Here is a 15,073-nt window from a genome sequence, read left to right as displayed (position 1 = left end):
CTTACACCGTAAAGGGCGCGGGACGGTTCGTCGTCCCGCGCCTTTTTTGGAGTTCAGGATGAGCTCCGGCTTTTAGGGTCCAGGATGAGCTTCGGCGGCCTCGGGGATCCTGTCGCGGCCTTTCCCCGTACTGAGGCTTTGCAAGGGGACTCCACACCGGTGGGCCTCGTGCCCGGCCGGGGCTTTCAGGAGGGGCGTCCCGCGTAGTAGCGCCGTGACTTGTCGCGGCTGCCGCAGGTGGTCATGCTGCACCAGCGGCGGCGCCGGTTCTTGCTGACGTCCAGGAACAGCCAGTGGCACGACGGACACTCGCCGAGCCGGTCCAGGGGTCCGTGGGTGAGTAGCTCGACCGCCGAGGCCGCGACCTCCCTGAGCAGGGTTCGCGCCGTGCGCGGCGCCCCCCACGAGAGGCGGAAGCCCTCGCCGGCCTCCTCCAGGCGGCCGTGAGCGACGCCGTCGGCGTGCAGCGCGACGACGGCGTCCAGATCCGGCCGAGGCGCCCGGTCTCCCCGCGCGAGCGGCTGGAACACCCGGAACACCGCCTCGCGCAGCTCGCGGGCGTCCGGCAGGGCCGCCGCGAGCCCCTCCGGCTCCTCGATCGGATGTCCCGTCGCCCCGGCCCAGGTCACGGCCTCCTCCGGCGTGCCCAGCCAGTCTCGCCGAGCCACCGGACGGGCGTTGACCGTGTTGGCGAAGTCCAGGCACAGCGCGTTTCCCACCAGCTCGACGGCAGTCATGGCGTCGAGTATCTCACCGATCAAACGCTGTTGACAGGTTAGACGGTAGCGGCCACGCTATGACCGATCAAATGCATTTGAAAGGTAAGAAACGGATGCGCCTTCTCCCCTCGTCCCTGGGCCGGCCGTTCAACGCGCTGTGGTTCGGCACCGGTGCCGCGAACCTCGGTGACGGCATGGCGCTGTTCGTCCTGCCGCTCCTCGCCATCGCCGCCGGTGCCTCACCCGGCGGAGTGGCGGCCGTGACGGCGGCGCTCACCCTGGCCTGGCCGGTCTTCGGCCTGCACGCAGGCTGGATCGTCGACCGGGTCGACCGCCGGATGCTGCTGAGCGGCGTCAACTCGGCCCGCGCGCTGATGCTGTCCGGCCTCACCGTCGGCCACCTCACCGGCACCCTGTCGCTGCCGCTGATCCTCGCCGTGGCGGTGCTGCTCGGTGTGGCCGAGACGCTGGTCGACACCGCGCTCACCTCGACCATCCCCGTGGTCGTCGAGCCCGCCGGTCGCAACAGGGCCAACGCGCGCATCGAGGGGACCGTCAACGTCACCAACCAGCTCGCCGGGCCGCCGCTCGCGGGCCTGCTGGCGGGCCTCACCCTCGCCCTGGCCACCGGCGCGAGCGCGGCCCTCTACGCCCTCGCCGTCGCCGGGATCGCCATGATGACCCTGCGCCGGGCGCCTGCCAGGACCGGGACCGCGGGGGGCGGCGAGGTGGTCGCCGGTTTCCGGTACCTGTGGCGGCAGCCGGTGGTGCGGACACTGACCCTTTTCACCGCCGCGATGAACATCCCCTGGGCGGTCGCGACGGCCCTGCTCGTCGTGTACGCCGTCAGCCCGGGACCGCTCGGTCTCACCGCGGCCCAGTACGGCCTGGTACTGACGGCGATGGCGGTGGGCGGGCTGCTCGCGGCGGCGGTGGTGGAGCCGCTCCGGCGCCGGTTCGGGGTGACCAGGCTGCTGGTCGTCGACGCCGCAGGGACCGTTCTGCTGGTGGCGCCGGTGGCGCTGGGCGGGCCGGTGTGGACCGTGGTCGCGGGGGCGGTGGTCGCCGGAGCCGGGTCGAGCGTCTGGCGCGTCCTGGTGGCCACGATCCGGCAGAACCTGTCGCCGCCGGAGCTGCTGGGACGCGTCTACGCCGCGTCCCGGATGCTCAGCTGGGGCGTGATCCCCGTCAGCGCGGCACTGGCCGGGGTCGCGGCGGAGCTGTGGGGGGTCCGGGCGGTGTTCGTCCTGGCCGCCGGGCTCGCCGTCGTCGTGCTGGGCGTTTTCGTGCCGTACGCGCTCCGCACTGACCTGTCCGCGGCCATCGAGCCGATCGAGCCGATCGAGCCCGCCGAGCCGGAAGCGGACCGTCGGCCCGTCGCGTGAACGCGATCGGCGCGGGCGGGCGAGGGCAGGGTGGGCTTCCGGGGTGTCCGCCACGCCCCTGAAGACCACGAACGCCAGGGAAGCAGGTCACGGGCGTACGCGGGTGCCGGGCCTCGCGATCCGGGCGATGTGGCGGAGAGTTGCCGCGGCGGGTAATCCGGGGCCGCCCGCCGAACGTCATACCGGCGTTACCTGCAGCTAATGAGGGCGTCATCGATCCCGAGTTGGCTGTATGTACAAGCAGTCCGATAAAATCGGTCAGTCCCATTAACGTGATTTCTGAGGATTGATCGCCATAAAGGCGACAGGAGGTGCGGCATGACGACGACGTCCGAGCTGCAGACCGTGCTGACCGTTCCGGCGCGTTTCCGTGGCCCCGAGGGGTCCGCGAACGGCGGCTGGATCGCGGGCACGGTCTCCGAGGCGCTGCACGGCGCCCGGCACGACTCGGCCGTCGAGGTCACGCTGCACGCGCCCACGCCACTGGACACCGAGCTGTCCCTGCGCCACCTCGCCAACACCGCGACCCTCACCCACGGCGACAAGCTCCTCGTCGAGGCCATCACGGTCGCCGAGGAGCTCGACGTCCCGGACTTCGTGCCCTTCAACGAGGCCGCGCGGGCCGAGGGCGGCTTCACCGGCCTCGTCGGGCACGCCTTCCCCGGCTGCTTCGCGTGCGGCCTGCGCGGCCCCGGCGACGGCCTGCGGATCTTCCCGGGCCCGGTGCCCGGCACCGACCTGATCGCCGCGGGCTGGCGGGTCCCGATGACCATCACCGACGCGGACGGCACCGTCCCCGACGCGATCCTCTGGGCCGCCCTCGACTGCCCCACCGGCTGGGTGCACTTCGGGCCCGGCGAGTTCGCGCTGCTCGGCCGCCTGACCGTGCGGATCCACCGCCGGATCTACCCCGGCGGCGCCTACTCCGTCGTCGCCCGCGCCACCGGCCGCGAGGGCCGCAAGCTCTTCGGCGAGAGCGCCGTCTACGAGGCCGACGGCACCCTGGTCGCCGCCGCCAAGGCCACCTGGATCACTCCCGCCCAGACCGGCTGACCCGCTTCCTCTCGCGTTCCGTATGGCGGTGATCCGGCCCGGGGGGGTCAGCGGGAGAGGTGCCCGGCGACCAGCGAGGCACAGCGGTCGTCGAAAAGGATCGTGTAGTGGTTGCAGTCGTCGAGCACCTCGTCCTCCAGCGCGGGCAGCCGCTTTGACCACGCGGCGGCCAGTTCGTCGGGTATCAGGCCGACCGGCTGGTTCAGCAGCCCCCGCGGGGCGCGCAGCAGCGACAGGGGCGAGGTGATCGCGCGTAGCGCGGCGCCGATCGTCTCGCCCTCGGTGAGCAGCCACCGGCCGTCCTCGCGGACCGGTTCCCGCCGCGCCCGCGAGCGCACCGCCCCCTCGGGGCCCGACGCGTCGTAGCGGACGTACTCCTCCGCCTCCGCCGTCCAGGCCTCGGCGAAGGCGGGGTGGGCCCTGAAGAAGTCCAGGTACGCGTCCACGCCCGGGAAGGTCTGGTCCAGCCGGGCGAGGGCCGGGCCGAGCGTGGCCTCCAGGACCGCGTCGGGGTCGGCGCCGGGGGGCAGCGGCAGCGGGAGCCCGCCGTCGACCAGCACCACCCTGGCGTAGTCGCGCCCCTCGGCGGCGAGGGCCGCGACGTAGGCGCCCATCGAGTGACCGGTGAGCACGATGCCGGACTCGGCGCCCACGGACCGGGCGACGAGGTTCACGTCCCGGGCGTGCCCGGCCAGGCCGTACGGGCCGGGGAGCCCGGCGCTGTGGCCGCGGCCCCGCAGGTCCATCGCGACCAGCGACCACTCGGCGGGGAGCCTGCGGGCGACGCCCGCCCAGGCCATGAGCGAGGCGGTGATGCCGTGTACCGCCACGATCACGCGGGGGCCGGTGCCGAACCTGGCGACGCGCAGCGTGCCGCCGGGGACCTCGACATCACTCAGGACGGGGTTCATCGGTTCTCCTTGAGCCTGGAGCCCCGCCTCCGGTTCCGGTTCTGGTTCCGGCTTTGGTTTTGACGTTGGTCTTGGCTCCGGCGGGGCTGATGCCAAGGTGGCGGGTACTCGCGCCCGCGGTCAATGTCCACGGCCGACATGAAGCGTGGCGGGTCCGTATGCCGCTCCGGGCGTGAAGGCGGCGGGTGCGCATGCCCTCCTGAGCGTGCCCGCCTCGCGTGAAGCGTGGCGAGTGCATATGTCCCTCCGGCTGTGACCCTTTTGTGTGCGTATCAGCTCATAATTGCCCTATGAGGATTACCGTCATCGAGCACGAGGCCGACGCGGGGCTCGGGTTCCTCGCCGGATGGCTGTCGGAGGCCGGGGCCGTCTGCGAGGTCGTCCGGCCCTACCTGGGCGAGGCCGTGCCCGAGCGGATCACCGGGGGGCTGGTCGTCCTCGGCGGCGAGGCGGCGGCCTGGGAGGACGAGAGCTTTCCCTGGCTGCCGGCCACCCGCGACCTGATCCGCGCCTGCGTCGAGGAGGGCGTGCCGACCCTGGGGATCTGTCTGGGGGCACAGCTCATGGCGCTCGCCTGCGGGGGTGCCGTCGGGCGCGGAGGGCACGGGCTGGAGGTCGGCGTGACCGAGGTCGTCCCCCTCCCCGCCGCCGCGACGGATCCGCTGTTCACCGGCCTCGTCCCTTCCCTCGCCGTGCAGTACCACCGCGACGCGATCACGGAGCTTCCCCCGGGCGCGGTGCCGCTGGCCACCGGGGACCCGTACCCCAACCAGGCTTACCGGCTGGGGGAGAACGCCTGGGCGGTGCAGTTCCACCCCGAGGCCACCCCGGAGATCTTCGTCGGCTGGACGTCCGGATCGGCCGACGCCCTGACCGGTCTCGGCCATTCGGTCGAGGTGCTGAACGCGCAGGTGAAGGAGGCCGAGGACGGCCTGGTCGCCGCGTGGAAGCCGCTCGCCGAGCGTTTCGCCGCCGCCGTCACCGACGTGCAAACCGCGTGACCGCGCGATTACGTTCCGAATCCGCTAACGACGCCGCACAGTTTCAGGATTAACCTGTGCGGCGACGCTCCGAACGCCTGGGATGCGAGCCAGGGTGGGGATCCGGAGGCAGACCGCGCCGATCCCCCCTGCCCGCCGGGGGAACCGAGGCCCATGCGACCGCGGGGAGCGTGCACCTTTGATCGCTCGGGGTAGGGATTGAGGAAGGGCACCCGTGCTTGTGATCGAGGACCATGGAGGGTCGGTGGAAACCGTGCCCCGGATGCAGACGACCGCCGGGCGCCTGGCGAGACTCGGCTTCGCCGACGGTGCCAGGGCCGAGCGGCTGCTCGACGAGCTGGGTCCGGAGGCCGTCGGTGACATCGACCTGCTGACCTCGCTGGTCGCCGCGGCCGATCCCGACCTGGCGCTCACCTCGCTGAACCGGCTGGCCGAGCAGGATCCCAGCGTTCTTGGAGCGCTCCGCTCCGACCCCGGCCTGCGCGAACGGCTGATCGGCGTCTTCGGCGTCAGCGCCGCGCTCGGCGACCACGTCGTCAGGCACCCGGACCACTGGCGCGCGCTCGGCGGGGCACCGGCCGTGGACCGCCCGTCCGAGGAGGAGCTCCGCTCGGAGCTGCTGCTCGCGGTCGGCGCCGAGCCGGACGACCCCGAGCCGAGGGCCGCCGACGCCTCCACCGCCACCCTGTCGGCGCTGCGCGCCGCCTACCGGGGGCGCCTGCTGCACCTCGCCGCGCGAGACGTCACCGGGGTCGTCTCGCTGTCCGGGGTGACCGCCGAGCTGTCCGACCTGGCCGGGGCCGCCCTGGAGGCGGGCCTCGCCATCGCCAGGTCCGAGCACCCGGAGGCGGGGTCGGTGCGACTGGCCGTCATCGGCATGGGCAAGTGCGGGGCACGCGAGCTCAACTACATCAGCGACGTCGACGTCATCTTCGTGGCCGAGCCGCGCGAGGGACCCGACGGCTCCCTCGAGGAGCACGAGGCCATCAAACTCGCCACCCGGCTGGCCCAGGGCATGATGCGCGCCTGTTCGACCAGCACCCCGGAGGGCGCGCTGTGGGAGGTCGACGCGGCGCTGCGCCCCGAGGGCAAGGCCGGGCCGCTGGTCCGCACCCTCGCCAGCCACCTCGCCTACTACCGGCGCTGGGCCAAGACGTGGGAGTTCCAGGCCCTGCTGAAGGCCAGGCCGGTCGCGGGCGACGCCGAGCTCGGCCAGCAGTACGTCGCCGCGGTGAACGAGATGGTCTGGCAGGCCGCCACCCGTGAGAGGTTCGTCGAGGACGTCCAGGCCATGCGCCGCCGGGTGGAGGCCCACGTGCGCGGCGGCGAGGCCGACCGCCAGCTGAAGCTCGGGCCCGGCGGGCTGCGCGACATCGAGTTCGCGGTGCAGCTGCTCCAGCTCGTCCACGGCCGCCTCGACCCGCTGCTGCGCCGCCGTGCCACGCTCCCGGCGCTCGGCGCCCTCTCCCGCGGCGGCTACGTGGGCAGGGACGACGCCAAGGCCCTCGCCGAGGCGTACACCTTCCTGCGCCAGGTCGAGCACCTGATCCAGCTGCACCGGCTCCGCCGTACGCACGTGGTCCCCGAGGGGAACGCCGACCTGCGCCGTCTCGGCCGGAGCCTGGGCATGACCGCCGACCCGGTGGGGGAGTTCACCACCAGGTGGCGGCGGCACGCCATGGAGGCGAGGCGCCTGCACGAGAAGCTGTTCTACCGGCCGCTGCTGCAGGCCGTGGCCCGGCTGCCCGAGTCGGAGGACCGGCTCTCCACGGCCGCGGCCAAGGCCCGTCTTGAGGCGCTCGGCTACGCCGACCCGGGCGGGGCGCTGCGCCACATCAGCGCGCTGACCACGGGCGTCTCCCGCCGCGCCGCGATCCAGCGGACCCTGCTGCCGGTCATGCTCGGCTGGTTCGCCGACGCCCCCGACCCCGACGCCGGTCTGCTCGGCTTCCGCCAGGTCTCCGACAAGCTCGGCTCCACTCCCTGGTACCTGCGGCTGCTCCGCGACGAGACCGCCGTGGCGTCGCGCCTGGCCAGGATGCTCGGTACCAGCCGCTACGTGACGGGACTGCTGATGAACGCCCCCGAGTCGGTCGCGATGCTCGGCTCGGACACGGAACTCGCCCCCAGGCCCGTCGAGACGCTGCTGTCCGAGGCGCGGACCGTGGTCGCCCGCCACCCCGGGGACGCCGAGGGCGCGGTGGCCGCGGTCCGGGCGCTGCGCCGCAGGGAGCTGCTCCGCACGGCCGTCGCCGACCTGTCCGGCATCATCGGCATCGAGGAGGTCGGCCAGGCGCTGTCCAACCTCAACGACGTGACGATCCAGGCCGCGCTCGACGCCGCCATCGACAAGGTCGAGATGGAGCGCCGCACCCCGCTGGGCACGAGGTTCGCGGTGATCGCGATGGGCCGCCTGGGCGGGATCGAGTCCTCGTACGGCAGCGACGCCGACGTGATGTTCGTGCACTCGCCGAAGGAGGGCGTGCCGGAGCGCGAGGCCACCGAGACGGCGTTCGAGGTGGCCAACGAGCTGCGCCGCCTGCTCGCCCTGCCCGCCCCCGACCCGCCGCTGCTCATCGACCCCGGCCTGCGTCCCGAGGGCAAGGCGGGCCCGCTGGTCCGTACCCTGGCCTCCTACGCCGCCTACTACGAGCGGTGGTCGTCGCCGTGGGAGTCGCAGGCGCTGCTGCGCGCCCGCCTCTCGGCGGGGGACGCCGAGCTCGGCGTCGGGCTGCTGCACCTGGCCGACCCGCTGCGCTACCCGGAGGAGGGCATCTCCGACGCGGCCGTGCTGGAGATCCGCAGGCTCAAGGCCCGGATGGAGGCCGAACGCCTCCCGCGCGGGGCCGATCCCGCCCTGCACACCAAGCTCGGCCCCGGCGGGCTGTCCGACGTGGAGTGGGTGGCCCAGCTCATCCAGCTCCGGCACGCGGGGATGCGGCCCTCGCTGCGTACCACCCGCACCCTGGAGGCGCTGGGCGCGGCGGTCGCGGAGGGGCTGCTGTCGGAGGCCGACGAGGCTGTGCTCGCCGAGGCCTGGCGGTTCGCCTCGCGCATCCGTGACGCCATCGTCGCCGTCAGGGGCCGCGCCTCCGACGCGATCCCGGTGGACGCCCGCGAGCGCACGCTCGTCGCCCGCGCCCTCGGCTACCCGCCCGACGGTACGGAGGACTTCGTGGACGACTACCGCCGTGCCACCCGCCGGGCCCGCCGGGTCGTGGAGCGCGTCTTCTACGAGGACTGATCGGCCCGGTCCCTTCGGGGGCCGTTCCGATGACTGGCGCGGATCGCGTGGGCCGGTCCGCGCCGGGGGGCACCTGCTCGTCCGCGTGCCCTCCGGGCCGTTCTCCGGGAGGTTCTTGGGGCGGGTTCTCCGGGCCGTTCTCCGGGTCGCGAAAACTCTCCGGGTCACGAAAACCGACCTGTTTCGGTGATCGCGTTGCGCCGCCTGGGACGGGCGTGTATCAACGATCCGGGTGATCCTTTTGATATCCGTTTACATTGATCTGGCCATCGGCCTGATCCTGGCCTTCCTGCTCCTGTCTCTCCTGGTGAGCGGGATCAACGAGGCCTTCGTCCGGCTGCTCGGGATCCGCAGCAAGTTCCTGTGGGCCTACCTCAGGGACACCCTGAACGGCTCCGAGGACGGCAGGTCGTGGATCCCGTCGAAGATCGCCGACGTCTTCGCGAAGCTGCCCTTCTCCAGGGACGATCCGCGCCCGGAGCACAGCCCCGACCCCGCGCCCGCGGTGGTCGAGCCGATGCGGGTCGATCCCGCCGTCGTCCTGGCCTCCGAGGAGGCCAGGGAGCGGGTCTCGGCGGAGATCGCCGAGGGGATCGCCCCGGAGAGCGTCGCGGGGGAGGCCACCGACGGATCCCCCGGCTCTCCCGGCCCAGCTGACTCGTCCGGTTCTCCGGTGGACGGCGACGTCGCCGAGAAGGTCGACATGACCGCGCGGCTGTACGAGCGGCTCCAGGAGATCGACCACCCCAAGGGCGCCCGTACCAGCATCGCCAACATCCCGCCCGAGCGGTTCTCCGGCGCGGTGATGGAGCTGGTCGCGGCCGAGGAGGGCGGGATCGACGGCCTGCTCGCCAAGCTGGAGGCGATCAACAGCCCTCTCGCGGGTCACCTCAAGGGCGTCTGGGAGGGGGCCCAGCGGGACCTGCCGAGGTTCCGCAAGGGCGTCGAGGACTGGTTCGACGGGGAGATGCAGCGCCTGTCCACGCTCTACGCCCGCTACGTGAAGTGGGTGGTCTTCGCGCTGGGCGTGGTGCTGACGCTGGCGTTCAGCATGGACGCGCTGGAGTACGGCAAGACCCTGCTGCGCGACAACGCCTACCGCGCGGGGGTGAGCGCCATCGCGGGCGGCGGCGGGGACGGGTACGCCGCGCTCAAGGACAAGTGCGCCGGTACCGAGATCGGTCTCGCCGAGCCGTACCAGTGCGTGACCGAGTCCCTCAGCTCCCCGGCGCTGGTCAAGATCTTCGATCACTCGATCGTGAGCATCACGATCCCGCCGGACGGCTCCGCCGACCCGTCCTTCCACTGGAACGGCGAAGCCTGGTGGGACCGGCTCATCACTCCCGGGCACTGGCCCGGCTACCTGCTCACCATGGTCGCGCTGCTGTTTGGCGCCCCGTTCTGGTGGGACGTCCTGCGCCGCCTCACCGGCGTCCGGGGCGACCGCTCCTAGAACCCCGGCGGCGGTCGTTCCTAGCGGAGCTGGGCCAGGAGCAGGTCCACCTGGGGCAGCGGGTCCGGTCCGAACGGGCGGACCACGACCGTACGGGCACCCGCCTCCCACAGCGACCTGACCTGGTCGGCGGCCTCCTCGGGGGAGCCCGTCGCCATCACGACCTCCTCCGGGGCGACCTTCAGGAACTCGGCGGACCCCTCGGCCAGGCCGGTGACCACCGTGGCGTCGTCACCGAGGTAGAGGTTGACGAAGACCACCATCTCGTGATCACCCTCACCGGTGAGCTTCAGGGCCTCCTCGATCCGCCGGGGGCCGACCCCCTCGGGCAGGATCGTGCCCTGCGCCACCCGTCCCGACAGCTCCAGCGAGCGGGGCCGCACCACCCCGGCCAGCACCGGCGGCACGACGGCGGGGGGATGCACCAGGCTCACCCCGTCGAGCCGCACGGCCCTGCCCCGCAAGGTGACCGTCTCGCCGCGCAGCAGCCCCCGTACCGCCGTGATCGTCTCCTCCAGCAGCGCCAGCGGCGAGGGCGCGAGGGCGCCCACCTGGCGCATCCAGTCCTGGACGCCGTGCCCGACACCGGCCGCGAGCCTGCCCGGGTGCAGCCTGGCGAGGTTGCCCAGCTCCATGGCGAGCAGGGCCGGGTTGCGCAGCGGCGCCGGGGTGATCCCGATGCCCACCCTGAGGCGTTCGGTGACGGCGAGCGCGGTGGCCGCCGACGAGACGGCCCCGGTCCAGCCGAGATCCTCCACCACCCAGACGTCGTCCACCTCGGCCGCGTCCAGATGGCGGCAGAAGGGGACGAGGGACTCGGGGGGAAGGTCACGGTCGAACATGACGCCCAGGCGCATATCTCTCCTAGTGAACGGCGGGAGTTCCCGCTGTGCCGTTTTCGCGGAACCTCAGAGGGGTCTCGTGTAGCGGAAGTATCCGGCGAGGTCGTCGACGGCCGCGACGCGATCGACCCGCACCTCGGTCCCGGTCCTCCGCGCGTTGATCATCTTGCCCTGGCCGACGTAGACGCCGACGTGGTGGGTCCTGACTTTACGCTTGCCGACCTTGCCGTAGAAAACGAGATCCCCCGGCCTGGCCGAGGCGGCGGGAACCCTCTTGAGCCGCCTGACGTGGGCGTCGGTGTTGCCCGGTCCCAGCACGTCGCGCCCGTAGGCGAGGTGGTAGACCCAGCGGGCGAGACCGGAGCAGTCGAGGCCGAGGGTCCTGGTGGCCGGGCAGGGCTTGATCGATCCCTGGTAGCCCTGGCAGGTACCGAGGGAGGGGCCGGGATCCTCGTCGTGGCCGCCGCCCCAGGAGTAGGGGATCTCCCCGCCCCGCCAGCCGGGCTGGTGCTGCCCGGCCTCGATCGCGTACGCGATGGCGGTGATCCGGTTGGGGGTGACGGGCCGGGTCGGTATCCAGGCGGAGGCGCTCAAGAGCAGGAACGTTCCCAGGAGCACGACCGCCGCGGCCCATCTGCGGCGTACGTGAGGGCCGAGAGGCCGGTTCCCGGTCCGGGAGGGCGTGAGATCCACCTCGTCGTCCCGGAGCGCCGCCGCCACGTCACCTCGCCTGGTCGGTCCCTGTGAGTCATGACCAGTCTGCCCAACAAGCCGGTGATGTGCGTTCTGTACGGATTCAGCAGGGCGGGTTTCGGCCCTCGTCCGCCCGGGGCCGATATCGCTCGCGCCGTCGGCCGCCGACGTCACCGCCATGCGGTCCCCTTGATCGAACACGGGCGGTGGCGGGCCGCGAAGGAGGTCGGAGCCCTCTGGCGGTTATCTTCACACGGGCGAGATTTCTGAAGAAATCTTTAAGAAAGAACGTCCAAACTATGGACGAATCGGTCGAAGCGGGTGAAGATCCGATCATCAATCGAAGATCGTGGAGACGCCGGGCGGGTGGTCCGTCCCGCGCGTAACCCCTGCTCACCTTGGGCGAGGACGTATGCGGGTACTGCGTGGGTTGCTGGCAGCGACGTTGATCCTGGGGATCTCCCCAGCGGTGACCGCCCGTGCGGACGACGTGCCGGAGCCGCGGAAAACCCTCCGGGAGCAACCGGGGACCGAGGAGCACGCGTTCGCGGCGGCCCGCCGCACCGGTCAGCCGGTCGAGGTCGAGTCGATGCGTACCGAGACCCGCCAGGTCTTCGCCAAGCCGGACGGCACCGTCACGCTGGAGCAGCACGTGCGCCCGGTGCGTGTCCGCCAGTCCGGCGGCTGGGTCCCCGTCGACACCACCCTCCGGCCCAACCCTGACGGCACGGTCGGCCCGGCCGCGGCGGCGGTCGGCCTGACGTTCTCCGGCGGTGGCGACGCCCCGCTGGCCACGCTGTCGCGCGGCGCCAAGTCCCTGCGGCTCGGCTGGCAGGGCGAGCTGCCCAAGCCCACGCTCAAGGGCGACACCGCCACCTACGCCGAGGTCATGCCGGGCGTCGACCTCCAGGTCAGCGCGGACGTGGACGGCTTCTCGCACATCCTGGTGGTCAAGTCGCGAGCCGCCGCGGCGAGCATGACGGAGCTGACGTTCCCGCTGTCCGTCTCCGGCCTGTCGGTGAGATCGGACAGGGCGGGCAACCTTGAGGCCGTCGACAGGAACGAGGGCACGATCTTCACCGCGCCCACCCCGAAGATGTGGGACTCCGAGGGGATCACCAGCCCGCAGGCGCTCAAGGAGGGCCGCTCCCCGGAGGCCCGCGAGGCGACGATGGGCGTGGAACTGGCGGGCGGCCGGCTGCGGCTCAGGCCCGACAGGAAGATGATGACGGACCCGAAGACCCGCTTCCCCGTCTACCTGGACCCGTACTTCTCGGCCGCGCGCAACGCCTGGACGGCGGTCTGGAGCAACTGGCCCAACTCCAACTACCTCAACTCCAGCGACGTGGCCAGGACGGGCCACGTCGACTCGCAGAAGAACCGCTCGTTCTTCCAGATGAACACCGGCTCGACCATCCACGGCAAGCAGATCATCAAGGCGACGCTGCGCACGTACGAGACGTGGTCGTACTCGTGCAGCGCCCGCAAGGTCGAGGCCTGGGCGACCAACGCCATCAGTAAGAGCACCACCTGGAACAAGCAGCCCACCTGGGTCAGGCTGCTGTCCACGGTGAACGTGGCCAAGGGCTGGGGCCCGTCGTGCCTGCCCGGCGGTGTCGAGTTCGACGTCACCTCGCAGGTCGTGGACGCCGCCGCCAAGAAGTGGCCCACCGTCACCATCGGCCTGCGCGCCACCAGCGAGACCGACGTGTACGCCTGGAAGAAGTTCAAGAACAACCCGAGCCTGGTCATCGAGTACAACTCGCTGCCCACGAACCCGGTCGCCGCCGACACCTGGTCGGACCCGGGCGGTCCCTGCGTCTCCGGGGACGCCCGGCCGATCATCAGCACCCCCGCGCCGAAGCTGTGGGCCAAGCTGAAGGACGTCGACAACTCGGTCCGGGGCCGGTTCGAGTGGTACGACGCCGCGGGGACCAAGAAGGGCGAGTACCTCACCGCGACGGGCTCGACGGGCACCGCCTTCTCCGCGACGGTCCCGCCGAACCTCTACTCCGACGGCGCGCTGATCCGCTGGCGGGCCCGCGCCGAGGACGGCAGGGCCAGCAGCGCGTGGAGCCCGTGGTGCGAGGCCACCGTGGACGCCACGGCCCCCGGCAGGGAGCCGGAGATCTCCTCGTCCCGGTACGCGGAGGACGGCTGGAGCGAGGGGGTCGGCCTCTCCGGCACGTTCACGTTCGCCCCGAACGGCGTCCCCGACGTCGCCGCCTACGTCTGGGGCCTCGACTCCGCGCCCAAGACGGAGGTCGCGCCCGGCCAGGACGGCACCGCCACCATCACCCTGACGCCGCGCCACGACGGCCCCAACGTGCTGTCGGTGCGCAGCAAGGACCGCGCGGGCCAGCTCGGCCCGATCCGCACCTACGTCTTCAACGTCAACGCGGGCAGCGGCCCCAGCGGTCACTGGACGCTGGACGAGGGCCAGGGCACCGTGGCGGCCGACAGCGCGGCGGCCCACCCCGTGACGCTGTACGGGGCGACCTGGACCTCCGGCAAGGTCGGCACGGCGCTCAAACTGGCCGGAGCCCACGCCCAGACCTCCGGCCCCGTCGTCGACACCGGCCGCAACTTCACCGTCAGCGCCTGGGCCCGGCTGACCGGCACGGCCGCCACCGCCACCGCCGTCACCCAGGAGGGCGGCAGGACGGGCGCGTTCTCGCTGCAGTACGCCAAGGCCAATGACCGCTGGGCGCTGACCGTGACGGGTTCCGACACGGACGGCGCGCCGGTGGTGCGCGCCCTGTCCTCCGCCGCCCCGAGGCTGAACGAGTGGACCCATCTGACCGGCGTCTACGACTCCGCGGCGGGCCAGATCTCGCTCTACGTGAACGGCAAGCTGGAGTCCACGGTCGCCGTCACACCCCCGTGGAACGCCACGGGCCCCCTGACGATCGGCCGGGGGAAGGTCGGCGGGGCGGCCTCCGAGCACTGGTCAGGGGACGTCGACGAGGTGCGAGTCCACGGCCGCGCCATGTTCGCCGACGAGATCTCCGAGCTGGTCAACAGCGCCGCCACGCTGGTCGGCCACTGGACGCTGGACGAGGAGTCCGGCTCGACGGCGGCCGACGCCTCGGGCCGGGCGACGGCCGCGACGCTGGCCGGAGCCGCCTCGTGGACGTCGGGCTGGCTGGACGGCGCGCTCGCGCTCGACGGGGTCGGCGGTTACGCCCAGACGACCGCGCCCGTGGTCAACACCAGGAACGGGTTCACCGTGGCCGCCTGGACCCAGCTCGACTACCTGCCCACCCGTGACACGGCGGCCGTGGCACAAACCGGCGGCAGGGCCGCCGGGTTCCAGCTCGGCTTCGACAAGGAGCAGGGGCGCTGGACCCTCGGCATGGCCGCCGCCGACACCGACACCGCCGCCCTCGTCCGCACCCGCTCCGACGACATTCCCAACCCGTTGGAATGGACCCACCTCGCCGGTGTGTACGACCCGCTGGCCGGTCAGCTCCGCGTCTACGTCAACGGCCGCCTGTCCACCACCACCGTTACCAACCACCTGAGCGCCTGGAGCGCCACCGGCCCGCTACAGCTGGGCCGCACCAAGACCGCGGGCGCCTTCACCGGCTTCTGGCCGGGGACGGTGGACGACGTCCGCGCGTATGACGGCGTGTTGAGCACCGAGCAGATCGCTCAACTGGCCGCCCAGTAACTCCCGCCCCCCAACTGGGAGAGGTCCATGGATCTACCGGATGAGTTAGAGCTGCCCGAATCCCGCTGGCATCGTGTTCCACCACCCGAAATCCCTGAT

10 protein-coding genes are annotated in these 15,073 nt (G+C 72.2%); 6 read left to right on the top strand and 4 right to left on the bottom strand.

All coding sequences use genetic code 11. From position 1 onward, the window contains the following. Positions 1 to 185: 185 nt before the first annotated feature. Positions 186 to 737, bottom strand: a complete 552-nt coding sequence (locus tag ACW9TB_RS09100; protein ID WP_472747482.1) for a CGNR zinc finger domain-containing protein — start codon at positions 735 to 737, stop codon at positions 186 to 188. A gap of 95 nt (positions 738 to 832) precedes the next feature. Between ACW9TB_RS09100 and ACW9TB_RS09095 the strand changes: the two genes are divergently transcribed. After that, positions 833 to 2,104 carry an MFS transporter gene (locus tag ACW9TB_RS09095; protein ID WP_472747481.1) on the top strand — a complete coding sequence of 424 codons (1,272 nt, stop codon included), beginning with the start codon at positions 833 to 835 and terminating at the stop codon, positions 2,102 to 2,104. 318 nt (positions 2,105 to 2,422) lie between these two features. Beyond that, positions 2,423 to 3,157, top strand: a complete 735-nt coding sequence (locus ACW9TB_RS09090) for a hypothetical protein (protein ID WP_472747480.1) — start codon at positions 2,423 to 2,425, stop codon at positions 3,155 to 3,157. A gap of 47 nt (positions 3,158 to 3,204) precedes the next feature. Here the strand turns inward: ACW9TB_RS09090 and ACW9TB_RS09085 are convergent, their stop codons facing one another. Beyond that, the gene (locus tag ACW9TB_RS09085) at positions 3,205 to 4,068 is read right to left on the bottom strand and encodes an alpha/beta hydrolase (protein ID WP_472747479.1); all 864 of its coding nucleotides are present in this window, start codon (positions 4,066 to 4,068) and stop codon (positions 3,205 to 3,207) included. 290 nt (positions 4,069 to 4,358) lie between these two features. Here ACW9TB_RS09085 and ACW9TB_RS09080 point away from each other — a divergent pair, with 290 nt between their 5' ends. From ACW9TB_RS09080 to ACW9TB_RS09070, 3 genes are all read left to right on the top strand, one after another. Then, the gene (locus ACW9TB_RS09080; RefSeq protein WP_472747478.1) at positions 4,359 to 5,069 is read left to right on the top strand and encodes a type 1 glutamine amidotransferase; all 711 of its coding nucleotides are present in this window, start codon (positions 4,359 to 4,361) and stop codon (positions 5,067 to 5,069) included. A 262-nt stretch (positions 5,070 to 5,331) separates the two neighbouring features. Further along, a complete protein-coding gene (locus tag ACW9TB_RS09075) occupies positions 5,332 to 8,313 on the top strand; it encodes a bifunctional [glutamine synthetase] adenylyltransferase/[glutamine synthetase]-adenylyl-L-tyrosine phosphorylase (protein ID WP_472747595.1) in 2,982 nt (993 codons plus the stop codon). A 241-nt stretch (positions 8,314 to 8,554) separates the two neighbouring features. Next, positions 8,555 to 9,766, top strand: a complete 1,212-nt coding sequence (locus ACW9TB_RS09070; protein ID WP_472747477.1) for a hypothetical protein — start codon at positions 8,555 to 8,557, stop codon at positions 9,764 to 9,766. 20 nt (positions 9,767 to 9,786) lie between these two features. Here ACW9TB_RS09070 and ACW9TB_RS09065 read toward each other — a convergent pair whose 3' ends face one another. Then, complete coding sequence (locus ACW9TB_RS09065) at positions 9,787 to 10,623, bottom strand: LLM class flavin-dependent oxidoreductase (protein WP_472747476.1); 837 nt, start codon at positions 10,621 to 10,623, stop codon at positions 9,787 to 9,789. Between the two features lie 51 nt (positions 10,624 to 10,674). Further along, entirely contained in the window at positions 10,675 to 11,328 is a 654-nt protein-coding gene (locus ACW9TB_RS09060) for a C40 family peptidase (RefSeq protein ID WP_472747475.1), read from the bottom strand. Between the two features lie 385 nt (positions 11,329 to 11,713). On the opposite strand from ACW9TB_RS09060, the gene ACW9TB_RS09055 reads away from it, so the two are divergent. Beyond that, on the top strand, positions 11,714 to 14,974 hold the full coding sequence (locus tag ACW9TB_RS09055; RefSeq protein WP_472747474.1) for a LamG-like jellyroll fold domain-containing protein: 3,261 nt from the start codon (positions 11,714 to 11,716) through the stop codon (positions 14,972 to 14,974). Positions 14,975 to 15,073 lie beyond the last annotated feature (99 nt).

Source organism: Streptosporangium sp. H13245, assembly GCF_055690525.1.
The sequence above is the reverse complement of the archived record's forward strand: the minus strand, read 5'-3'. Positions and strand labels throughout refer to the sequence as shown.